The sequence below is a fragment of the Pseudomonas sp. 2(2015) genome, assembly GCF_000955865.1.
Lineage (GTDB): Bacteria > Pseudomonadota > Gammaproteobacteria > Pseudomonadales > Pseudomonadaceae > Aquipseudomonas.
Map to the genome: position 1 here is coordinate 1,046,287 of NZ_JYOF01000003.1, position 22,388 is coordinate 1,068,674.

Here is a 22,388-nt window from a genome sequence, read left to right on the forward strand (position 1 = left end):
TAATCCTTATGCCAATTATATTACCAGCCAACAAGGGTGTGCAGGGTCGTGATGTGATCAGCTTTTTTCCTGTTCCAGGCGCAGGGCTTCGGGGGTGTCGGGCAGGCGTTCGACCACCCGCAGTTTTTCCGGTGCCTGGCGGTTGCGCCAGGCGCTGAACGCGGCCAGTTCATCAGACACCGCCTTCATCACCCAGGCCAGCACGGCGATGTCGTCAAGCATGCCGACGCCCAGCAACCAGTCGGGGATCGCATCCAGCGGGCTGACAAAATACAGCAGCCCCGCCACTACGGTGATCAGTGCCTTGGGGCTGATTGCCCGGTACTCGCCGCGCCACCAGGCCAGGCACAGCGCCTGCATCAGGCGCACGTCCTCGCGCAGTTTGCCCAGCCGCGGACCTTTGCGCGCCACGGCAAAAATCAACGCCGGCAAACGCCCGCGGCTGAGCAGGCGCTCGGCCAGGGGCAGAAATCGGGCGAAATTCCACGGTGCTTTCATACGGCCTCCAGGGCCAGTGCCAAGGAAGGTTATCCACAATAATTGTGGATAACCTTGTGAACAGAGCTCATTTTCAGGCTCAAGGCGCCCGCCCGGCAAGGGTCCGGGTTAAATCGGGCGTTTTTTACACACCTGTTTCAATCGCGCAAACGTTTTGCCCGCTGCGCCCTGATTCATCAACAGCTGCAGTGACTAAGACCGTGCATGACCCTATGGGTTCGGTAAAACCCAGAAACGACAACGCCCCGTCGAGACGGGGCGTTGCAGGTATCAGCTGGCCTTACTCGGCAGCTGGATCGGCAGGCTCTTCAGCCTTGGCCGGGTCCTTGATGGCGATCAGTTCCAGATCGAACACCAGCACCGAGTTGGCCGGAATGGTCGGGCTCGGGCTCTGCGCGCCGTAAGCAAGGTCGGACGGGATGTACAGCTTGTACTTCTCGCCGACGTGCATCAGTTGCAGGCCTTCGACCCAACCCGGGATCACGCCGCTGACCGGCAGGTCGATCGGGCTGCCACGCTCGACGGAGCTGTCGAAGACCTTGCCGTCGATCAGCTTGCCTTCGTAGTGGACGGTAACCACGTCAGTCGGCTTTGGCTGGGCGCCGTCGGCCTTCTTGATGACTTCGTACTGCAGGCCCGAAGCGGTGGTGACCACGCCAGCCTTCTTGCCGTTTTCTTCGAGGAATTTCTTGCCGGCGGCAGCCGACTCTTCGCTCATTTTCACCAGGCGCTCTTCAGCGCGCTTCTGCAAGGCCGAGAAGGCTTCAACCAGCTCTTCGTCCTTGATCTTCTGTTCTTTCTTGCCAACGGCGTCTTCGATACCTTGAGCAACAGCTTTCGAATCAAGGTCGTCCATGCCTTCCTGAGCCAGGCTTTTGCCCATGTTCAGGCCAATACCGTAGGAGGCTTTCTGTGCCGGAGTCTTCAGCTCGACGCTGGTCTGCGAATCGCAACCCGCCAGTACCAGGCTAACCAGGGCAACCGCAGCCGCCAACCGATGCTGTTTCATGCTATTTCCTTGTTCATGCGCCAATAGGGCAATCGAGTAAAGCCGCGAGCTTATCAGGCGGCCACGACCAATGGCTACCGGCATGAGAGCAAGAAAACCCGGATAAGTTCAGCCAGATTAAACCTTCTTCATCCTCGGCTGCAGCCAGTGGCCAGTATTGACGGGACCGGGCGGTTGGGCAAATCCGCCGATGAGGTTTTGTAGCAGTTTGTATCGATGCTCAGGGATAACCGCCGTCGCGGTACTGCGCCGCCACTTCGCGCAAAACTTCGCACAGCCACTGTGCCGGCAAGGCCAGCGGCAAGGCGGCATTGCTGCAGATGCCGACCGAGCCGCCCGGTTCGCTGACGCCCAGGTCCAGCTCGCACAATTCACCACGGCTGAGGTCAACGCGCACCGCATCGCGTGGCGCCACCCAGACCGCATCGCTGCCCTGTACATAACGACGGCTGAGGGCCGGCGACAGGGTTTCCAGGCGCTGCGCGGGTTGCTCGATGGCGCACTGCACGAACAGGCTGTCGGCGTGCTTGCGGATGGTCGTGCCGGCCAGCGGCAACACCAGCGGGTAGCGCCCGACCTGGCTGCGCTCGAGCGGCTGGCGGCCAAGCAAAGGATGGCCAGGGCGCACCACCAGCGACATCGACTCGCTGTACAGGTGCTCGAACATCAGCCCCTGGATCTGCGGGCTGTCGGTCATGCGCCCGATCACCAGGTCCAGCTCACCGACGTGCAACTGCCCCAGCAGGTGCGCGCTGGGGCCGGTGGCGACGCTGACCACCAGCGCCTCATGGCGCTGGTGCAGACGGCACAGCACTTCGGGCATCAGCAGGCTTTCGACGGTCGACAGCACGCCGACCCGCACCTGCGGCGGCGCATGCTCTTCACCGCGCAAGGTGCTCACACCTTCGCGCAAGGCCTGCACGCTGGGGCCGGCGTAGCGCATGAAACGCACCCCGGCCGGGGTCAGCTCGGCGCCCTGCTTGCTGCGCTCGAACAGCCGCGTTTCAAGCAGCGCTTCAAGCTCCTTGAGGGTCTTGGAGATCGCTGGCTGACTGATCGCCATGGCATCGGCGGCCTTGGCGAAACTGCCCTGGCGGGCGATTTCGAGAAAGCACAGCAGGTGGCGGAATTTGATCCGGGTGTCGAGGTTCATCCGGGGAGTTTATCGGGGCTCGGCCCGGACTGCGACCGCTTCGCGCTCGATCGCCGGCAAGGCCGGCTCCCGCAGGTACTGCATACCCCAGACACTGTGGGAGCTGGCTTGCCAGCGATGAGGCCATCAATAGCGACCCAACTCTACCTGCTCACCACTGATGCGCACCGGCCACACCTGCAACGCCTGCTGCGGATCCTCCAGGCAGCGCCCATCGCGCAAACAAAAATGCTGCTTGTACAACGGCGCCGCCACCACCAGCTCGCCCTTGAGCTCGCCCACCAATCCACGACCAATCACATTGGCCCCGGACTTGGGGTCATGGTTGTCGACGGCGAACACCGGCGTGGCCTGCCCGGGCAGGTAGAACAGCGCCACCTGGCGCCCTTCGAACCACACCACCACCCCCGACTGGGCGACCAGGTCGGCACGGCTGCAAACCCTCTGCCAGGGTTGCGCTTGAACACTTACTGCTGCATTGGACGGGCTCATCAAAGCACCTCCTCGGTGGTCGGGATCAAGTGAAGTTCGCCGGCGCCGATGGGCCGGCGCTGGCCGCGTTCGCGGACAAAGTGCACACCCGGGTCGGGGCGCTGGTCATTGACGAAGGTGCGAAAGCGCTTGAGCTTTTCAGGGTCTTTCAGGGCGTTGGCCCACTCGCATTCGTAGCGCTCGACCACCAGCTGCATTTGCGCTTCGAGCTCTGCGCCAAGGCCCAGGCTGTCGTCGAGGATCACCTGCTTGAGGTAGTCCAGCCCGCCCTCCAGGCTCTCGCGCCACACCGAGGTGCGCTGCAGCTTGTCAGCGGTGCGGATGTAGAACATCAGCACGCGGTCGATGGTGCGGATCAGGCTGGCGTCGTCCAGGTCGGTGGCGAACAGTTCGGCATGGCGCGGGCGCATGCCGCCGTTGCCGCAGATGTACAGGTTCCAGCCCTTCTCGGTGGCGATCACGCCGATGTCCTTGCTCTGCGCCTCGGCGCATTCACGGGTGCAGCCGGACACCGCGAACTTGAGCTTGTGCGGCGAGCGCAGGCCCTTGTAGCGGTCTTCCAGGGTCAGGGCCATCTGCACGCTGTCCTGCACGCCATAACGGCACCAGGTGCTGCCGACGCAGGATTTCACCGTACGCGTCGACTTGCCGTAGGCATGGCCGGTCTCGAAGCCTGCGCCAATCAGCTCGGCCCAGATCTCGGGCAATTCGTGCAGTTGGGCGCCGAACAGGTCGATGCGCTGGCCGCCGGTGATCTTGGTGTAGAGGTCGTACTTTTTCGCCACTTCGCCGATGACGATCAGCTTCTCGGGGGTGATCTCGCCGCCGGGAATCCGCGGCACCACCGAGTAGGTGCCGTTCTTCTGCATATTGGCCATGAAGGTGTCGTTGGTGTCCTGCAGCGGCACCAGCGACGGCTCCATGATCGGCTGGTTCCAGCACGAGGCGAGGATCGAGCCGACCGTGGGTTTGCAGATATCGCAGCCGACGTGCCCGCGTCCATGCTTGGCGAGCATCTCGTCGAAACTGACAATGCCTTCGACCCGCACCAGCGCGTAGAGCTCCTGGCGGGTGTAGGCGAAGTGTTCGCACAGGCTCTTGTCGACGCTGACGCCGCGGGCGATCAATTCATGCTCGAAGACCTGCTTGAGCAGCGCCGCACAACCACCACAACCGGTGCAGGCCTTGGTCTGCTGCTTGAGCTGGCCAAGCTCGCCGCAGCCACTGTCGATGGCGGCGCAGATCGCGCCCTTGCTGACGTTATGGCAGGAGCAGATAGTCGCGCTGGCGGGCAAGGCATCGGCGCCCAGTGCCGGCGCGCCGGCCGACTGCGGCAGGATCAGCGCGGCCGGATCGGCGGGCAGGGCAATGCTGTTCTGCACGTATTGCAGCAGGGTGTCGTAATAGCTGTTGTCGCCAACCAGCACCGCGCCGATCACCCGTTTGCCACTGCCATCGACCACCAGCCGGCGGTAGGCCGATGCCGCTTCGTCGATAAAGCGATAGCTGCGCGCACCCGGGGTCACGCCGTGGGCATCACCAATGGAGCCGACATCGACGCCGAGCAGTTTGAGCTTGGTCGACATGTCGGCCCCGGTAAAACTGCCCGCGTCTTCACCGGCCAGCGTCGCCGCCACTGTACGCGCCATGCTGTAGCCCGGCGCCACCAGGCCGAACACGCTGCCGTTCCACGACGCGCATTCGCCGATGGCGAAGATCCGTGGGTCGCTGCTGCGGCACGCGCTGTCGATCACCACACCGCCGCGTTGGGCGATTTCCAGGCCACTGCTGCGGCCCAGGGCATCCTGCGGGCGGATACCGGCGGAGAACACGACAAGGTCGGTTTCAAGGAACTCGCCGCCCTCGAAGTTCATCCGGTAGCGATAGTCTTCACCGGCAACGATGGCCTGGGTCGCCCGCGACAGGTGCACGCCAACCCCCAGGGCTTCGATCTGCGCCCGCAAGGCCGCGCCGCCCTCGCCATCCAGTTGCACCGGCATAAGGCGCGGGGCGAACTCCACCACGTGGGCTTCCAGGCCCAGCGACTTCAAGGCATTGGCCGCTTCCAGGCCGAGCAGGCCGCCACCGACCACCACCCCACGGCGAGCGCTGGCGGCCGCGGTGCGGATCGCATCGAGATCATCAAGGGTGCGATATACCAGCCGCGCCGCCCCTTGCGAGCCTTCAATGGGTGGCACGAACGGATAGGAGCCGGTGGCCAGCACCAGTTGATCGTAAGGGTAGCGCCCGGCGCAGGTGACCACCTCGCAGCGTTCGCGGTCGATCTCCAGCACCGGCTCGCCCAGGTGCAAGTCAATGCCGTGCCGGGTGTACAAGCCTGCCTCGCCCAGGGCCAGGGTTTCGGCATCGCTGCCACTGAAGTATTCCGACAGGTGCACGCGGTCGTAGGCGCGCTGGCGCTCTTCACCGAACACCCGCACCTGGAAACGGCCCAGGGCACCGCGTTCGATCAGTTGCTCGACGCAGTGATGACCGACCATGCCGTTGCCGACGATGATCAGCTGTTGCCGCGCTTCGATGCTGGTAAACCCATTCATACCCGTTCCTCACTCAAGGCCAATCACGCTGGCTTTGCTGCTGGGGGCCAACCCCGAAAAACAAAAAAAGGCGCCTGGAGCCGAAGCTCCAGGCGCCTTTGCCTGGTCGTTTTTTGTAGTCCCGGTTGCGAATCGCCATTGACCCGCGAGGACGTTGTAAATCTGTAAAAGCAGGGAGCGTGCCAACTGCCAAAGCCTTTGAAACCGGGGCTTGCGCGCGATCCACTGGCGCCGTTATCGACCCAGGCTGGTGCAGCGCTCCCCCTTATGGGGCACTTCAGTACACGTCACGCAGGTAACGCTTGGCGCGATTCAGTTCGCTGACATAAGCCTCGGCCCGTTCCACACTCATGCCACCGTGCTGCTGCACCAGTTTTTTGAGCGCCGTATCAACATCGCGGGCCATGCGCCCGGCATCGCCACAGATATAGAAGTGCGCGCCCTCCTCCAGCCAGCGCCACAGCTCGGCACCCTGCTCAAGCATGCGCTGCTGCACGTAGATCTTCTGCGCCTGGTCGCGGGAGAAGGCGGTGTCCAGGCGGGTCAGGTGACCGTCGCGCTGCCAGGCCAGCAACTCGTCGCGGTAGTAGAAATCGGTGGCCGCCTGCTGCTCGCCGAACAGCAGCCAGTTGCGACCGCGGGCCCCTTCGGCCTGACGTTCCTGCAGGAACGCGCGAAACGGCGCCACACCGGTGCCGGGGCCGACCATGATCACCGGCGCCGTGCTGTCGCCAGGCAGGCGAAAGTGTGTGGTCGGCTGCGCGAATATCTCGACCCGGCCAGGCTCGCTGCGGTCGGCCAGGTAGGTCGAGCACACGCCCTTGCGCTGGCCGTAACGGACAGTGGAAACCGTCAGGTGCACTTGATCCGGATGCAGCTTCTGGCTTGAGCTGATCGAGTACAGCCGCGGCTGCATGGGTTTGAGCAGGTCGAGCCAAGCCTGCAGGCTCAGTTGGGGCTTGCACGCATGCACCAGGTCGATCAGTTGTTTGCCCCACAGCCAGTCCTTGAGCGCAGCCTTGTTGTGCGGCTCAAGCAATGCGCGCAGTTGCGCATCACCCGGGGCGAAAGCCTCAAGCAACTGCGGGGTAATGCGGGCGATCTCCAGGTGCTCAAGCAATGCCTCGGCCAAGGGCATGTCGGCCTGGCCCTTGAGGCTGACGCAGTGCCCGCCATCGAAGCGGGTGGCGGTCAGTAGCTCATCGACCAGCGCCGGACAGTTGCGCGGCCATACACCCAAGGCGTCGCCGGCGTGATAGGTGAACCCGCTGTCGCCCAGATCGAACACCAGTTGCCGGGTTTCCTTGACCGCGCCGGGGCCGTTAAGCAGGCGGTTGCCGACCAGGGTGGCTGGCAACGGCCGGGTCTTGCTGAAACCGCTGGCCGTTGGCGTTGGCGCTTCGAGCAGCAGTTCGCCGTGGCCCAGTTTGCCCAGCAGTGCCTGCAGCCATTGCCCCGTCGATTCATGTAAATCGCCCTCGCAATCGACCCGTTCCAGCAAGCGCTTGGCGCCCAGTTCGGCCAGGCGCTGATCGAGCTTGCGACCAAAGCCGCAGAACTGCTCGTAGCTGGAATCCCCCAGGGCCAATACCGCATAAGGCACGCCGACGCAGCGTTGGGCATGCTCGCCATGCAGGCCGCGCCAGAACGCCGCGCCGCTGTCCGGTGCATCGCCGTCGCCGAAGGTACTGGCGATCAGCAGCAGGCTGGCGGGGCGGTCCAGTTGCTCCAGGGCCAGGTCTTGCATGCAACTCAACTGCACCGGCAAGCCGACCTGGCGCAGGCGTGCGGCGCACTGCTCGGCCAGGGCCTGACTGTTGCCAGTCTGCGAAGCCCAGAGCAGCAGGTGCTGGTCCTGCACTGTAATGGCTTGATGATCGATCTGGGTGGCGTTGATGCGCTCGCCGGCAACCCGGCTCAGGGCCACCGCGCAGTACTTGAAGGCCGGTTGCAGCGACAGCGGATCGACCGCGTCGCTGGTGACGGCATTGATCGCCAGGTTCTCGCCATAAACATCGTTCCAGTGAAACGGCGCAAAGCAGTTGCCCGGCAGCACCCGAGCGGTAATCCGTGCCGGCAGCAGCGCCTGCCCGCGTCGGGAGCGGATCTGCACCTGATCCTTGTCAGCGATGCCCAGGCGCTCGGCATCATCCGGGTGAATCTCTACGAACGGCCCGGGGTCGAGCTTGTTCAGCGCCGCCACCTTGCCGGTCTTGGTCAGGGTGTGCCACTGGTGCTGGACCCGACCAGTGTTGAGCACCAGCGGAAATTCGGCGTCCGGCAGCTCGGCGGCGGGCAGCCAGGGCCGGGCGAAAAAGCGTGCCTTGCCGCTGCGAGTGGGGAAGGCAATGGCCGGTACTTCGCCTTGGCCGTCGTGGCGCAGGGCCTGGCTGACGCCGTCGTTGCAATAGCGCAACGGGCTGCGGTCATTGTTGCGCCCAGGCTCACACGGCCACTGCCGCGGCGCCTCACGCAAACCGGCGTAGCTGACGCCGCGCACATCGTAACCGGTGGCCGGGTTCCAGGCCTGGCGCAGCTCGTCGAACACCGCTTCGGCATTGGCGTAACTGAAGGCCTCGGCATAACCCATCGCGCAAGCAATTCGGGCGATGATCTGCCAGTCGGGCAGGCTCTCCCCCGGCGCCTCGACGGCCTGGTTCATCAAGGTCAGGTTGCGCTCGGAATTGACCATCACCCCCTCGCCCTCGGCCCACAGCGCGGCGGGCAGGAGGATATCGGCGTAACGGTTGGTCTCGGTGTCGAGAAAGGCGTCCTGGGTGATCACCAGCTCAGCCGCCTGCAACCCTTCGATCACCTGCCGGCGGTTGGCGACGCTGGCCACCGGGTTGCTGCAGATGATCCAGCAGGCCTTGACCTGCCCGGCGGCGAGGTTTTCGAACAGCGCCACCGTGCCGTCACCGGCTTCGCTGCGCAGGCTGCCAGCGGGAATCTGCCACAGTTGCTCGACAAAGGCGCGATCGCGATCGACCAATGCCGAACGCTGCCCCGGCAAGCCCGGGCCCATATAGCCCATTTCTCGCCCGCCCATGGCGTTGGGCTGGCCGGTCAGCGAGAACGGCCCGCTGCCCGGCCGACAGATGGCGCCAGTGGCCAGGTGCAGGTTGCACAGGGCGTTGCTGTGCCAGGTGCCATGGATGCTCTGGTTCAGGCCCATGGTCCAGCAACTCATCCACTCCGGGGCCTGGCCGATCCACTTGGCGGCCTGGCGGATATCGGCCTCGCTCAGCCCGGTGAGGGCGGCAACTCGCTCAGGTGTGTAGTCCTGCAAAAAGGCCGGCATGTCCTCCCAGCCTTCGGTGTAGCGCTGGATGAACTCGGCGTCGCACTGGCCGTTTTCCAGCAGCAGGTAGAGCAGGCCGTTGAGCAGCGCCAGGTCGCTGCCCGGTTTGATCTGCAGGAACAAATCGGCCTTGTCGGCGGTGGCGCTGCGCCGCGGGTCAACGACGATCAACCGGGCCCCGGCCTTGAGCCGGTCGAGCAGGCGCAAAAACAGGATCGGGTGACAATCGGCCATGTTCGCGCCGATCACCAGGAACACCTCGGCGCGGTCGAAATCCTGGTAGCTGCCGGGCGGCCCGTCGGCGCCCAGCGACAGCTTGTAGCCGCTGCTGGCGCTGGCCATGCACAGGCGCGAGTTGGACTCGACATGGCGGCTGCGGACAAAGCCCTTGGCCAGTTTGTTGATCAGGTACTGGGCCTCCAGCGACATCTGCCCGGAGACATAAAAGCCCAGGGCGTCCGGGCCATACTTATCAATGATCGCCCGCAGGCGCCGGGCCGCCTGTTCTATAGCGGTGTCGATGGCGCGCTGCACCGGGTCGCGCTGGCGCTGCTCGCGCACATAGGCATGCGTCATGCGCCCGGACGCACTCAACGGTTGATGGGCGGTGAGGCCCTTGGTGCACAGGCGGCCAAAGTTGCTGGGGTGCTGTTTGTCGCCACTGATCTTGGTCACCCGCCCGCCTTCGACGTTCATGACGATGCCACAACCGACGCCACAATACGGGCACACGCTGCGCACGCTGGTGCTGCTCATCGGCCTACCTCCTGATTGCGCAAACAAAAAGGCGCCCTGCTGCCCCGGCCTGAATGAACCAGCGGGGGCAACACGGCGCCTTTGTCGTGAACGGGGCAATCTGCGTTGATTGCCGGATGCTCAGGCTGTAGCAAGGGTCGCGCCACAATTGGCAGCGCCTTGTGCGGCGCGGTTCAGGCGTTCAGGGCGCCTGCCCGGCCGCACTGCATTGGGCCGGCCTGCACCATCGGATGGCACAGCCAGCGGGCCAGGCCTTATCATGGGCAGACATTCCGAGAGATGAAAAACCTCCTCCCATGAACCAAGTGGTTTTGAAAAACGCCGAACAACTGGCCCTGATGCGCAATGCCGGGCAATTGCTCAGCCAGGTGTTCGCCCACCTCGACAGCTTCATTGCTCCCGGGGTCAGCACCCTGCAGATCAACGACCGGGCCGAGGCATTTATCGTCGATGTGCTCAAGGCGCGCCCGGCGAGCAAGGGCCAGTACGGTTTTGCCTATTCGCTCAATACCTCGGTCGACCATGTGGTGTGCCACGGCGTGCCGCATGCCGATGAGGTGCTCAAGGCCGGCTCGATCGTCAACGTCGACATTACCCTGGAACAAGGCGGCTACATTGCCGACTCGTCGAAGATGTACTGCCTGGGGCAGATCGATGCAGCCGCCCAGCGACTGGTCGACACCACCTATGCCGCGCTCTGGCAAGGCATTCGCCAGGTGCGTCCGGGCGCGACCCTGGGCGATATCGGCCACGCCATCCAGCGCCATGCCGAGGCAGCGGGCTACAACGTGGTGCGCGAATACTGCGGCCACGGCATCGGCCGGCAGATGCACGAGGCGCCCGAGGTTCTGCATTACGGGCACAAGGGCAGCGGCCTGCAGCTCAAGCCGGGGATGGTGTTTACCATCGAACCGATGATCAACCAGGGCGGGCGCGGGGTGCGCACGCTCAAGGACGGCTGGACGGTGATCACCCGCGACCGCAGCCTGTCCGCGCAATGGGAGCACACCATCGCCGTCACCGCCGAAGGTTTCGAAGTGCTGACCCTGCGCGAAGAAGAGCGCGCCATGCTGGTCCACGCTTAAGTCAGTTTGCCGCGCACCGCGCGGCTCTCTACAATCCGCGCCATTACGGCCGGCACCCGCACATTTTCCTACCGGCCCCGGAGCTTTTTCATGGAAGAAATCGAGCAGCACTGGCTGTACGCCCTTTCCGCCCCCATGGCCGCCCTCAACGGCGCCAGCTACACCGCCGCGACCTACTACGAGACTTACGACGAAGACGAGACCGACCTCAAGAAGTGGTGGGGCATCCACAATCGCCAGGAGCTGCTGAACATGCTCAGCATGGCCGACACCGGCCATGCCCTGGAGCTCAAGGACGCCTATTGGCAAGCCGCCCGCTGCCTGCCCAGCGAATGGCCGCAGGTGCTCGAAGCGCTGACCCCGCGCCAGCGCATCCAGTACGAATTCGCCCGGCGCACCCTCGGCGACTGCGGCCAGGGTGGCGTGCGCGCCTGGGACCTGGGACGCATGGGCTACCTGCTGCGTGCCGGGTTGCGCAAAGGCTACCTGAGCATTCATGAAAGCCACTATCTGCAAGGCCGCCTGGCCGTGCGCGCCCGCCACTACTACAACGGCTGGGACCGCTACCTGGCCGGCTACCTGTTCGGCAAGGCGCTGTGGAACTGCTCCAGCGCCAGCGACGAAGAACTGGCGCAATGCCTGGAGCGCCAGGGCAGCGAACACTGGAACCGCTGCATCATGATGAACCTGAGCCACGACGCCCTGGGCTTTTTCGCCAGCATCCCCTGGGACCTGCCGCTGAACCTGCCGGAACGCCCTGACACCCTGCAAGGAGGCTGGTCATGAGTTGCTGGATTCACCTGGGCATCGAGCCGACCAACGATCCCGATGTCATCCGCGGCGCCTACCGCGCACTGCTGCCGCAGCACCACCCGGAAACCGACCCGCAGGGTTTCCAGGCCTTGCGCGAGGCTTACGAGCACGCCCTGCGCCTGGCCCGCGACGAGCCGGATGAGGCCGCTGAGGATGCACAGCACGACGATTCGGCGCCGATGCGCAATGCCCTGATCGAACAGACCATGAGCGACTTTTCCAAGTTGCTCGGCGACCCTGCCCGCCGCTTCGATCCCCCGGCCTGGCAGGCCTTCATCGATGGTTTCAGCGGCCTGACCCTGGGTGACCAGGAGCAGGTCAGCTGGCACTTGCTGTACCGGCTGATGGAAACCGGGCCGTTGTCGCACGCCTGCGTGCAACTGATGGCCCGGCACCTGGGCTGGGAAAACGAAGTGCTGCGCCTGGAAGATCCGCGCCAGGCTGACGAATTCCTCGAGCGCATCAGCGAACCGGACCCGTTCGACACCAGCTTGATGAAGCACTGGTCGATGCCAGTGCAAGTCGAAACCCTGTGGTATGCCCGGAACCTGGATTTCCTCTACCACACCCGGCCGCTGTTCGAGTTCGAAAGCTTCGTCAGCCTGCACACCTGCCAGCCGTTCCCGGATGACCCGGCCTATATCCAGCGCCTGCTGGTCAAGCTGTGCCAGGCCGGCATCGGCAGCAGCAGCTTCTTTGCCCTGATCGTCGAGCAGCAACGCCAGGCGCCGGACGATATCGACCTGCTGTACCTGCTCGCCTGCCAGGCCAGCGACACCGGCCAGGAAGAACTCGCCCGCCAGTGCTGGACCCGCCTGTGGCGCGAGCACCAGCATCCGGAAGCCGCACGCTGGCTGCTCAACCTGTGCGCCAAGCATCAACCGCAGCGCTTGGCGCTGTTGATCCAGGCCCTCGACCGCCTGGAGCCGGTGTATGAATGGCCGCAAGACCTCAACGATCCGGCACAGATCTGGGGCAGCCCGTCGCAGCGCCCGGAAACCCTGACGCGCTGGTTCGACGCCGCCCGTGACGAACAGGAAGGTATCGCCGGCGAGTTCATCAAGTGGCGCCTGGACGGCAAGGACGAACTGCCGCTGCTGGCCTGGCTGCTCGACGACCAACTGGATCGCCAGCTGCAGCGCCTGTACCGCCACGCGTGGGCCCTGCACCGCGGTGACAGTGGCCTGCTGCGACAGATCATGGCCGAGCCGCTGGGCGACGATCCGCTCGACCAGCTGATTATCGAAGGCTTCAAGTACCAGGCCGAACAGCAGTTGCGCTGGCTCGAACAGTCACCGCTGGCCCTGGCCCTGACCGCCTTTATCAACAGCCCGGCGGCGCAGCCGCAACTGCCCGAGGTGCTGCTGGAAGGCCCATGCCAGACGGTCGCCCGCGACTGGCTGCGGCGCATGCGCAGCTACCCGGCCGCGACCCTGCCAAAGCTGACCGCGCTGATCAAGCCGGCCAACCTGATGCCGACGCCTTTTGCCCTGCAGCTGCTGTCCGACCTCGCCGAAGCCGGCATCGAACTGCCGCGCCCGCCTGCCGACGACGGCCTGTGGACCTGGCACCGGCAGAACCTGTTCATGCTCGCCCTGGTCGAACAGCCCGAGCGTTGGCTGGCGATGGTGCCGGCGCAGTTGCTGGCCAGCCTGCCCTACCCGGCGGAGCATCCGTTCGCCCGCCTGCAGCAACTGTTGCTGCGCCTGCAAAGCCAGCAAGGCAATGTCGATGGCCTGCTCGGCTGGCTGGATGACAACGATCCGCTGCAGTGCTTTATCGGCCAGCGCCTGTCGACGGTGCAACAAGCCCTGGACAGCGCCAAGCTGCCCAGCAACCTGAAACTCTACGCCTGCCTTGAGAACGACCCGCGCGCCTTTGATGAAGACGTGCTGGGCATGATGGTGCTGTGCGCCGTCCTCTATCACGACCCGACCCTGAACGCCGAACAGCATGGCTGCCTGCTGCGACGCATCTCTACCCTGACCTGCCCGGATGACTGGTTCGAGCCGTTTCGCAACGGCCTGATCAAGGGCGAGCCGGTGCGCCCGCCACGCAAGGTGCTGGAAGAAGACGAGCTGATCAACAGCACGCTGTTCTACAGCATGCTCGACAGCCTCAAGGACCTGGCCCGCTACGGCCGCGCCGGAGTACCGCGGGCCAAAGTGCTCAAAGAGCTGCAGCGCGGCAAGGATTACCCGGGCATGGACGCCGGCATTCGCGCAGCGCTCACCGCCTTGCTGTCGTGGTCCGAACGCCTGCTGCTGGAAAACTCCGGCAGCCAGCCGGTACCGGCCTCGCACCTGTGGAAACTGGGCAGCCGCCTGGGCCGCAAGGGTTATGGTGTGCAGGTGGCCGTGAGTGTCCTTCTCGGGCCGATCCTGACCTTGATGGCCGGCAGCACGATCGAGCAGATATTCTTCGGCCTGCTGTTCGTCGGTGTGCTTGGCAGCGCCACCCTGCGCCGCCTGCACGACATTGGCCGGGGCATCCCGATGATGATCATCTTCGTGATGCTGATCCCGTTCCTGCAGTTCTTGCCGCTGGTGCTGTTGCTGCTACCGGGCGAACCGCTGCCCAACCGCTACGGCGTGCCGCCCGGCAATCAGCCGCAGGACACCTTGGAAGGTGGCCTGCAGGCCGCCTTGCGGCGGCTCAACGGTCAGTAACGCATGTCGTCCAGCGCCTCGATCAGGCGCTGGCGGGCCCCGGCGATCTCGCTTGACTCCTGGCCGGCCAGGATCGCGCTGAACTCTTTGAGCCAGTCGCCGATCGCATCGCGCTCAGGCCCCAGGCTCTGCGCCCAGGCCCGCTCCAGGCGGGCCAGCAAGGTGCGGTTGGGCAAGGCGTCGCGCGGGTGGATCTTCAGCCCGGCCAGGCGCTCATGGCTGGCCTGGCGCGCCTCGTCGTCAAGCCCGGTGGGGCTGCGATCGATCACGTGGCTGAATTGCTCGCGCGTCTGCGGCAAGGTCACATCGACTTCCAGCAGGCCGTTGATGTCATAGCTGAAGCGCACATCCAGGCGCTGGATCTTGCCGTTGGGGGTCAGCGGGATCGTGAAGGCGTCGACAAAGATGTTGTCTTCGACCCACGGCCGTTCACCTTGGTAGACACGGATGCTGATGGCTTTTTGCTCAACATGGGTGCTGTAGAACGGCTTGATCCGTGAGGTCGGGATCACCGTATTGCGGTCGATGATCGGCGCAAAGATCTCGGTCTGGTAGTCGCCATCCATTGCCGCAATTCCCAGGGTGTAGGGGCAGACATCGGTGAGGATCAGCTCTTCGATCGCCGAATCGCGCGCCTTGCATGCCGCCTGGGTGGCAGCGCCGAGGGCAACGATGGTGTCCGGGTCGAGGTGGCGGTAAGGCAGGCGGCCAAACAGGGTCGAGACCATCTGCTGGACCACCGGCATGCGCGTGGCGCCGCCGACCAGCACCAGGCTGTCGAGGTCACTGGCACGCAGCCGCGCATCGCGCAGGGCCTGCTCGATCGGCGCGCGAATCCGCGCCAGCAACGGCGCCCAGATCTTCTGCGCGCGGGCTTCATCCAGCAGCCACTGGCGGCTGACGCCATCACCGTTCCAGCTCAGGTGCTGCTCGCCTTCGCCCAGCTTGCACTTGAGCTGCTCGATGGCGTCGGCAAGGCTGGCCAGGGCCTGGGGCGCGAGCATCGTCGGCTTGAGCTGCCAGTCTTGCAGGCAGGCCTGAAGCAAAGCGCCGGTAAAGTCTTCGCCACCGAGGAAGTTGTCGCCGGTCGAGGCATGCACCTCAATCAACGGCAGCGCGTATTCCAGCACCGTGACGTCGAAGGTGCCGCCACCGAGGTCGAAAATCAGCGTGCGTTCGAACTTCTGCTCGTGCAGGCCGTAGGCCATGGCCGCGGCGGTCGGTTCGTTGATCAGGCGCTGGACTTTCAGCCCGGCAAGCTCGGCGGCAAAGCTGGTGCGCTTGCGCTGCTCGTCGCTGAAATAGGCCGGTACGGAAATCACCGCTTCGCTGATCGGGCAGCCGAGGAAGGCTTCGGCATCGGCCTTGAGCGCACCGAGCACCAGCGCCGAGAGCTCTTCCGGGCTGAAGGCCTGCTCGCCGAGGCTGATCTTTTTTTCGCTGCCCATGAAACGCTTGAAGGCAGCAGCCGTGCGTTGCGGGTGGGTGGTCAGGCGTGAACGCGCGGCCTTGCCAACCAGGATGCTGCCGTCTTCGTCGAGGCTGACCACTGAAGGCGTGAGCACGTCGCCCAGGGCGTTGGGGATCAGTTGTGCCCGGCCGTCCTGCCAGACCGCCACCAGGCTGTTGGTGGTACCCAGGTCGATACCCAGCATTGGCGCCGGGGAGGTGCTTGCATCCTGCATGTGTGATCTCTTGCTCAGAAGTGGGGCTGGCACGGAGAAAAACAGTAGCGTCCCAGCGTACTGGTGGATTCTGGACGAATTCCAGAAACAAAAAAAGCGACCCTAAGGTCGCTTTCTTTGTGGCTTCAGGGTGTTCAGTGGGCCCTGAAGCTAAATATGGCGCAGCGGACGGGACTCGAACCCGCGACCCCCGGCGTGACAGGCCGGTATTCTAACCGACTGAACTACCGCTGCGCGATACACTGAGAAGTGGTGGGTGATGACGGGATCGAACCGCCGACCCTCTGCTTGTAAGGCAGATGCTCTCCCAGCTGAGCTAATCACCCTTCGTCTCGGTGTGGCGCGCATTCTACGGAGCACCGAACACTCTGGCAAGCACTTTTTTAAAAAAATTTTTCAGGCGTTCCAAAGACTTAGCGGTGCTTGGCCTGAAGCGCCCGCTCGGAGTTTAATGCCCTCCTTATGTGTTGAGGAGAGATTCACCCCATGTGGTTCAAAAACCTGCTGACCTACCGCCTGACCCAGGACATCCCGTTCGACCCCGAGGCACTGGAAACCGCTCTGGCCAGCAAGCCGGCTCGCCCCTGCGCCAGCCAGGAGTTGACCACGTACGGCTTCGTCGCCCCGTTCGGCAAAGGTGAAGACGCGCCCCTGGTGCATGTCAGCGGTGACTTCCTGCTGATCGCCGCGCGTAAAGAAGAACGCATTTTGCCCGGCAGCGTCGTGCGCGATGCGGTTAAAGAGAAGATCGACGAGATCGAAGCCGAGCAGATGCGCAAGGTCTATAAGAAGGAGCGTGACCAGATCAAGGACGAGATCATCCAGGCCTTCCTGCCGCGTGCCTTTATCCGCCGCTCGATGATCTTCGCCGCCATCGCCCCCAAGCAAGGCCTGATCCTGGTCAACTCGGCCAGCGCCAAGCGTGCCGAAGACCTGCTGTCGACCCTGCGTGAAGTCATCGGCTCGCTGCCGGTGCGCCCGGTGACCGTCAAGATCGCCCCGAGCGCGACCATGACCGACTGGGTCAAAACCCAGCAAGCGGCGCCGGACTTCTATGTACTGGACGAGTGCGAGCTGCGCGACACCCATGAAGACGGCGGCATCGTCCGCTGCAAGCGCCAGGATTTGACCAGCGACGAGATCCAGCTGCACCTGGGTACCGGCAAGGTGGTCACGCAACTGTCGCTGGCCTGGCAGGACAAACTGTCGTTCGTGCTCGACGACAAGATGGTCATCAAGCGCCTGCGCTTTGAAGAACTGCTGCAGGACCAGGCCGAAGAAGACGGCGGCGACGAGGCCCTGGGCCAGCTCGATGCCAGCTTCACCCTGATGATGCTGACCTTTGGCGAATTCCTGCCGGCGCTGTTCGAGGCGTTGGGCGGGGAAGAGATCCCACAGGGGATCTGACTTTAAGCTGCAAGCTTCAAGCTTCAAGCTGCAAGAGAGAGCAACAGCCACCCGCGCTGCCTTTGCTTGCAGCTTGTCGCTTGCAGCTGATAGCTTATGCCCCCTGTGAGGACGGCCTCACGACGCAGCGCGTGACCATTCCGGGGACGGCCCCATCACTTGATGGAGACTCTGCATGTCCTGGATCATCCTGTTTTTCGCCGGCCTGTTCGAAGTCGGCTGGGCTGTCGGCCTGAAATACACCGACGGCTTTTCCCGCCCGCTACCCACCGTACTCACCGTCGGCGCCATGGTCATCAGCCTCGGCCTGCTGGGCCTGGCCATGAAGGAATTGCCGCTGGGCACCGCCTATGCCATCTGGACCGGGGTCGGCGCCGTCGGCACGGTGATCGCCGGGATCATCCTGTTCGGCGAATCCATGGCCCTGGTGCGCCTGGTCAGCGTGGCGCTGATCATCTGTGGCCTGGTCGGGCTCAAGGTCAGCGCCAGCTGACCCCGCCCGGCCCTGTCAGCGTGAGTCGCCGCGCAAGGCGCTGACCCGCTCACGCAGCAACGCCGGCTCTGCCGCTTCCACCGGGACGGCAGAACCGGCCACCAGGGTCACCCGCGACCACAAGCGGCGAAAGAAGCCCTTGGCCGGATCGCGGCTGAAGAAACTCCCCCACAAGCCCTGCAATGCCATCGGGATCACCGGCACCGGCGTCTGCTCGATGATCCGCCGCAGGCCGCCCTTGAACTCGTCGATTTCACCGTCACTGGTCAGCTTGCCTTCAGGGAAGATACACACCAGCTCGCCATCGGCCAGGTACGCGGCAATCTGCTTGAAGGCCCGCTCGTAGGTCTGGGCATCTTCATTGCGCCCGGCAATCGGGATCGCCCCGGCGGTGCGGAAAATGAAGTTGAGCACCGGCAAGCGGTAGATCTTGTAGTACATGACGAAGCGGATCGGCCGGCGCACCGCGCCACCGATCAGCAACGCATCGACGAACGACACATGGTTGCACACCAGCAGCGCTGCACCCTGGTCCGGAATCTGCTGCAGGTCGCGGTGCTCGACGCGGTACATGGAATGGCTGAGCAGCCAGATCATGAAGCGCATGGTGAATTCGGGCACGATGCGGAAGATGTAGAAGTTCACCGCAATATTGAGCAGTGACACCACCAGGAACAACTGCGGGATGCTCAGCTTGAGGACACTCAGCAGCACCACGCTGAAGATCGCCGAGACCACCATGAACAGCGCGTTGAGGATGTTGTTGGCAGCAATTACCCGCGAGCGTTGATCCTCGGGGGTGCGCGACTGGATCAGCGCATACAGCGGCACGATATAGAAGCCGCCGAACACACCCAGGCCGAGAATCGACCCCAGCACCCACCAGGCCTGGCCAATACCCAGCACCGCCAGCCAGTCATACGGCGCGGCCGCCGGCTGGATCTCGCCGGAGTGCCACCACCAGAGCAGGCCGAACAGGCTCAGGCCAAAGGAGCCGAACGGCACCAGGCCGATTTCCACCTTGTGCCCGCTCATGCGCTCGCACAGCAGCGAGCCGACAGCGATGCCCACCGAGAACAGGGTCAGGATCAGGGTCACCACGGTCTCGTCGCCATGCAGCCATTGCTGGGCGTAACCGGGAATTTGCGTCAGGTACACCGCACCGACGAACCAGAACCACGAGTTGCCGACAATCGAGCGCGACACCGCTGGCGTCTGCTTGAGGCCCATGCGCAAGGTGGCGATCGTCTGGCTGGCGATGTTCCAGTTGATTTTCAGCGCCGGCGTGGACGCAGCGGCGCGCGGGATGGCGCGGCTGGACAGGTAGCCGAGCACCGCCACCAGCAGCACTGCCGACGACGCCCAGACGCCGTAATGGGCGCTGGACATCAGCACCCCGGCACAAATGGTGCCGGCCAGAATCGCCAGGAAGGTGCCCATTTCCACCAGGCCATTGCCGCCGACCAGCTCTTCTTCGCGCAAGGCCTGGGGCATGATCGAGTACTTCACCGGGCCGAACAGCGCCGAGTGGGTGCCCATGCCGAACAACGCCAGGAGCATCAGCCCCGGCATCTGGGTCATGATGCCGATGGCCCCGACTGCCATGATGGCGATCTCGGCCAGCTTGATCACGCGGATCAAAGCGTCCTTGGCGTACTTCTCGCCAAACTGCCCGGCCAGCGCCGAGAACAGGAAGAACGGCAGGATGAACATCAAGGCGCAGGCATTGACCCAGATGGCAGTGTCCTGACCGTGGGGGCTGGCGATCTTGTAGAGAAACAGCAGGATGACCGACTGCTTGAACAGGTTGTCATTGAACGCACCCAGCGACTGGGTGACGAAGAACGGCAAGAAGCGCCGTTTGCCAAGCAGGCTGAATTGTGAAGATTGACTCATCGTCCGTGTACCTGAGTGGGGCTTTGTTATTGGATACGCGCAGGCCGCACAAAGCCACAAACACTCAGGTAAATGCAATCTACTTGTTCAACCCGGCAATACACGGCGACACAAACAGCTCACCGCGCCAGGCGCCGCGCAGGGTCAGGGCCGTGACCAGCAACCACATTGCCGCCAGCGCCAGCACCAGTAGCATGCCCATGTGCTGGAAGAAACCGAGGCCCAGCCAGGCCGCCAGCTTCAGGGTGGCCAGGGTGTACACCCCGAGCGGGAAGGTAAAGCCCCACCAGCCGAGGTTGAACGGCATGCCATGGCGGATGTAGCGCAGGGTGATCAGCACGGCGGTCAGCAACCACCAGAGCCCGGCGCCCCACAGCACGATACCGGCGATCAGGCCCAGGCCACGGGCGATTTCACCCAGGCTGCCGAGGCCGTTGGCAGCGAAAATCGCCGGGGCATCGGCGCCCAGCAGCAGCATGCCCAGCGCACCGGTACCGATCGGCCCCAAGGCCAGCCAGCTCGATGCGGCCATGTTGGCATGCGGCAATTTGTGCAGGGCCATGCGCAGCATGAGGATGGTGAGGATGCTGAACGCCACCGGCAACGACACCGCCCACAGCACGTAGCTGGTGATCAGCACCTGGAACTGCGCATGGGTATCCACCAGGTGCGGCGCCAGCAGGCCGCCGCTGGCAGCGGCGACTTCCGCGGCCACCACCGGCAGCAACCACACCGCGGTCATCTGATCGATGCTGTGTTCCTGGCGGGTGAACATCAGGTAGGGAATGGCCACCCCGCACAGCAGCGCCAGGCCGACGTCGAACCACCACAAGGCTTCGACCCACGGCAAGATCCCTTCGCCCCAGCGGTTGATGCCGAACACCAGGCAGCCGTTGAGGATGGTCGCCAGGCCCATGGGGATGGTGCCGAAGAACATCGATACGGTGGAATGGGCGAAGATCCGCCGCGCTTCGTCGAAGAACATGACCCACCGCGCGGTGTACAGCAGGGTAAACAGCACGAACAGGCCGATGGTCAACAACCACAGCGATTCGGCCAGGCCACGCAGGCCGGGTACATCGACCTGTGCCAGGGCCAGGGCGAGCACGCCGGTGCCCATGGTCGCGGCGAACCAGTTGGGGGTGAACTGACGGATCACTTCACGCGGGTGCGCCAGCTGGCTCAGCGGGCGTAACGGCGAGGTGCGGGTTTGGCTGCAAGACATGATGAATTCTCCTGTCCTCCGGTGAGGTTGTATCCATCTTAGGCCGGAAAAATATATCTATATAACGGGTATTTTCTCTATCTGTTATCGGTTTTACAGATATACAGATTTCACTGCCCGCGGCGTATGCTCGGCAGCGATAACAACAAGGACGTGGTCACTCAATGCTCACCGCTATCAAAGGTTACTCGGCGCAGGTACGCCTGCTGCTGGCAACTACCTTCATCCTCACCCTCGCCCGTGCAATCACCCTGCCCTACCTGGTGGTCTACCTGGCGCAGAACTTCGCCCTGGATATCAGCGGCATCGGCCTGATGATCGGCGGCGCGCTGATAGTCGCCTCGTTGCTGAGCCTGTATGGCGGCTACCTGATCGACACCCTGCGCAGCTACACGGTGATCATCGCCGCGACCCTGACCTTTACTTTGGCCTTTGTCGGTGCGGTGGTCAGCCGCGAACTGAGCCTGTTCTTCACCTGCCTGGTGCTGATCAACCTGGCCCTGGCGGTGGTGGACATCGCCGCCAAAGCCGGCTTCTGTGCACTGCTGCCGCTGGAAGAACGCAGCGAGGTGTTCTCGATCAAGTACACCCTGAGCAACGTCGCCTACGCGGTCGGGCCCTTTGTCGGCGTGGCGCTGGTGCTGCTGGACGATCACCTGCCGTTCCTGCTCTCGGCGCTGCTGGGCCTGGCCATGTGCCTGAGCTACCAGCGCTGGGGCGAGCGAGCGGCGCGGGCGCGGGTCGAAGGCGGCGAACAGGCCGGTTTCTTTAGCGTTGGCGGGCAACTGGTCAAAGATCGCCGGCTGATCTGCTTCACCCTCGGTGGCGCCTTGAGCGCGGTGGTGTTCGGCCAGTTCACCGCCTACCTGTCGCAGTACCTGGTGGTGACCAGCAGCGCCAGCGAGGCGGCGCGCTACATCAGCTACCTGGTGGCCACCAACGCGGTGACGGTGATTGCCCTGCAGTACGTGATTGGCCGGCGCATCAGCAGCCGCCAGTTGATGCCCTGGCTGATCGCCGGCATGGCGCTGTTTCTGGTTGGCCTGCTGGGTTTCTCGCTGGCGCAAACGTTGCTGGTCTGGTGTTTGGCGATGCTGGTGTTCACCCTTGGCGAGATCATCGTCATCCCCGCCGAGTACATGTTCATCGACAGCATCGCCCCGGAGCATCTGCGCGGGGTGTATTACGGCGCGCAAAACCTGTCCAACCTCGGCGCGGCGCTGGGCCCGGTGATCTGCGGCTTTGCCCTGGCGCACCTGGTGCCGGTGGCGACCTTTTACCTTCTGATTCTTTCGGTGTTGCTGGCGGCGCTGTTCTATTACCTGGGAGCTCGGCGCTGAGGGGATTG

At 64.0% G+C, this 22,388-nt stretch carries 15 protein-coding genes and 2 tRNA genes; 6 read left to right on the top strand and 11 right to left on the bottom strand.

The genetic code is table 11. The features are described 5' to 3' along the window. Positions 1-57: 57 nt before the first annotated feature. The 6 genes from UB48_RS07730 to UB48_RS07755 all read right to left on the bottom strand — a co-directional run bounded on the left by UB48_RS07730 (position 58) and on the right by UB48_RS07755 (position 9,767). Entirely contained in the window at positions 58-498 is a 441-nt protein-coding gene (locus UB48_RS07730; RefSeq protein ID WP_045195481.1) for a YkvA family protein, read from the bottom strand. A gap of 280 nt (positions 499-778) precedes the next feature. Then, entirely contained in the window at positions 779-1,507 is a 729-nt protein-coding gene (locus UB48_RS07735) for an FKBP-type peptidyl-prolyl cis-trans isomerase (protein ID WP_045195483.1), read from the bottom strand. A gap of 220 nt (positions 1,508-1,727) precedes the next feature. After that, positions 1,728-2,660: a pca operon transcription factor PcaQ gene (gene pcaQ, locus UB48_RS07740; RefSeq protein WP_045195485.1), complete on the bottom strand. Its 933-nt coding sequence runs from the start codon at positions 2,658-2,660 to the stop codon at positions 1,728-1,730. 126 nt (positions 2,661-2,786) lie between these two features. Further along, entirely contained in the window at positions 2,787-3,152 is a 366-nt protein-coding gene (nirD, locus tag UB48_RS07745) for a nitrite reductase small subunit NirD (protein WP_045195486.1), read from the bottom strand. After that, positions 3,152-5,710, bottom strand: coding sequence for a nitrite reductase large subunit NirB (gene nirB / locus UB48_RS07750; RefSeq protein ID WP_045195488.1), 2,559 nt, complete (start codon positions 5,708-5,710; stop codon positions 3,152-3,154). The genes nirD and nirB overlap by 1 nt, the downstream gene beginning before the upstream one ends. Before the next feature lie 277 nt (positions 5,711-5,987). Next, positions 5,988-9,767, bottom strand: coding sequence for a bifunctional nitrate reductase/sulfite reductase flavoprotein subunit alpha (locus UB48_RS07755; RefSeq protein ID WP_045195489.1), 3,780 nt, complete (start codon positions 9,765-9,767; stop codon positions 5,988-5,990). 296 nt (positions 9,768-10,063) lie between these two features. On the opposite strand from UB48_RS07755, the gene map reads away from it, so the two are divergent. The 3 genes from map (at position 10,064) to UB48_RS07770 (ending at position 14,334) form a co-directional block, all read left to right on the top strand. After that, positions 10,064-10,852 (top strand): type I methionyl aminopeptidase, encoded by a 789-nt coding sequence (map, locus tag UB48_RS07760; protein WP_045195491.1) that lies wholly within the window; start codon positions 10,064-10,066, stop codon positions 10,850-10,852. Between the two features lie 90 nt (positions 10,853-10,942). Next, complete coding sequence (locus UB48_RS07765; RefSeq protein WP_045195493.1) at positions 10,943-11,638, top strand: DUF1266 domain-containing protein; 696 nt, start codon at positions 10,943-10,945, stop codon at positions 11,636-11,638. After that, positions 11,635-14,334, top strand: coding sequence for a DUF805 domain-containing protein (locus UB48_RS07770; protein WP_045195495.1), 2,700 nt, complete (start codon positions 11,635-11,637; stop codon positions 14,332-14,334). Before UB48_RS07765 ends, UB48_RS07770 begins: the two co-directional genes overlap by 4 nt. Here UB48_RS07770 and UB48_RS07775 read toward each other — a convergent pair. The 3 genes from UB48_RS07775 to UB48_RS07785 form a co-directional block, all read right to left on the bottom strand. Continuing rightward, the gene (locus UB48_RS07775; RefSeq protein ID WP_045195497.1) at positions 14,328-16,019 is read right to left on the bottom strand and encodes a molecular chaperone HscC; all 1,692 of its coding nucleotides are present in this window, start codon (positions 16,017-16,019) and stop codon (positions 14,328-14,330) included. The genes UB48_RS07770 and UB48_RS07775 overlap by 7 nt on opposite strands. Before the next feature lie 157 nt (positions 16,020-16,176). After that, positions 16,177-16,253 (bottom strand) — tRNA-Asp (locus UB48_RS07780). Between the two features lie 16 nt (positions 16,254-16,269). Further along, positions 16,270-16,345: transfer RNA gene (locus UB48_RS07785), tRNA-Val, on the bottom strand. A gap of 160 nt (positions 16,346-16,505) precedes the next feature. On the opposite strand from UB48_RS07785, the gene rdgC reads away from it, so the two are divergent. Further along, the gene (gene rdgC / locus UB48_RS07790; protein WP_045195499.1) at positions 16,506-17,426 is read left to right on the top strand and encodes a recombination-associated protein RdgC; all 921 of its coding nucleotides are present in this window, start codon (positions 16,506-16,508) and stop codon (positions 17,424-17,426) included. A gap of 175 nt (positions 17,427-17,601) precedes the next feature. After that, positions 17,602-17,919, top strand: a complete 318-nt coding sequence (gene sugE, locus UB48_RS07795; RefSeq protein ID WP_038993957.1) for a quaternary ammonium compound efflux SMR transporter SugE — start codon at positions 17,602-17,604, stop codon at positions 17,917-17,919. Between the two features lie 15 nt (positions 17,920-17,934). On the opposite strand, the gene UB48_RS07800 is transcribed toward sugE, so the two are convergent. Both UB48_RS07800 and UB48_RS07805 read right to left on the bottom strand, forming a co-directional pair. Further along, a complete protein-coding gene (locus tag UB48_RS07800) occupies positions 17,935-19,815 on the bottom strand; it encodes an MFS transporter (RefSeq protein ID WP_045195504.1) in 1,881 nt (626 codons plus the stop codon). A 79-nt stretch (positions 19,816-19,894) separates the two neighbouring features. Continuing rightward, a complete protein-coding gene (locus tag UB48_RS07805; protein WP_045195506.1) occupies positions 19,895-21,040 on the bottom strand; it encodes a TDT family transporter in 1,146 nt (381 codons plus the stop codon). A 164-nt stretch (positions 21,041-21,204) separates the two neighbouring features. On the opposite strand from UB48_RS07805, the gene UB48_RS07810 reads away from it, so the two are divergent. Beyond that, on the top strand, positions 21,205-22,380 hold the full coding sequence (locus UB48_RS07810; protein WP_045195507.1) for an MFS transporter: 1,176 nt from the start codon (positions 21,205-21,207) through the stop codon (positions 22,378-22,380). Positions 22,381-22,388 lie beyond the last annotated feature (8 nt).

What these genes read in the sequence shown, in the direction of transcription:
- nirD (WP_045195486.1), bottom strand. Translation starts at nt 3,152, where the DNA reads ATGAGCCCGTCCAATGCAGCAGTAAGTGTTCAAGCGCAACCCTGGCAG.
- map (WP_045195491.1), top strand. Translation starts at nt 10,064, where the DNA reads ATGAACCAAGTGGTTTTGAAAAACGCCGAACAACTGGCCCTGATGCGC.
- UB48_RS07735 (WP_045195483.1), bottom strand. Translation starts at nt 1,507, where the DNA reads ATGAAACAGCATCGGTTGGCGGCTGCGGTTGCCCTGGTTAGCCTGGTA.
- UB48_RS07770 (WP_045195495.1), top strand. Translation starts at nt 11,635, where the DNA reads ATGAGTTGCTGGATTCACCTGGGCATCGAGCCGACCAACGATCCCGAT.
- rdgC (WP_045195499.1), top strand. Translation starts at nt 16,506, where the DNA reads ATGTGGTTCAAAAACCTGCTGACCTACCGCCTGACCCAGGACATCCCG.
- UB48_RS07810 (WP_045195507.1), top strand. Translation starts at nt 21,205, where the DNA reads ATGCTCACCGCTATCAAAGGTTACTCGGCGCAGGTACGCCTGCTGCTG.
- UB48_RS07775 (WP_045195497.1), bottom strand. Translation starts at nt 16,019, where the DNA reads ATGCAGGATGCAAGCACCTCCCCGGCGCCAATGCTGGGTATCGACCTG.
- UB48_RS07730 (WP_045195481.1), bottom strand. Translation starts at nt 498, where the DNA reads ATGAAAGCACCGTGGAATTTCGCCCGATTTCTGCCCCTGGCCGAGCGC.
- sugE (WP_038993957.1), top strand. Translation starts at nt 17,602, where the DNA reads ATGTCCTGGATCATCCTGTTTTTCGCCGGCCTGTTCGAAGTCGGCTGG.
- UB48_RS07800 (WP_045195504.1), bottom strand. Translation starts at nt 19,815, where the DNA reads ATGAGTCAATCTTCACAATTCAGCCTGCTTGGCAAACGGCGCTTCTTG.
- nirB (WP_045195488.1), bottom strand. Translation starts at nt 5,710, where the DNA reads ATGAATGGGTTTACCAGCATCGAAGCGCGGCAACAGCTGATCATCGTC.
- pcaQ (WP_045195485.1), bottom strand. Translation starts at nt 2,660, where the DNA reads ATGAACCTCGACACCCGGATCAAATTCCGCCACCTGCTGTGCTTTCTC.
- UB48_RS07755 (WP_045195489.1), bottom strand. Translation starts at nt 9,767, where the DNA reads ATGAGCAGCACCAGCGTGCGCAGCGTGTGCCCGTATTGTGGCGTCGGT.
- UB48_RS07805 (WP_045195506.1), bottom strand. Translation starts at nt 21,040, where the DNA reads ATGTCTTGCAGCCAAACCCGCACCTCGCCGTTACGCCCGCTGAGCCAG.
- UB48_RS07765 (WP_045195493.1), top strand. Translation starts at nt 10,943, where the DNA reads ATGGAAGAAATCGAGCAGCACTGGCTGTACGCCCTTTCCGCCCCCATG.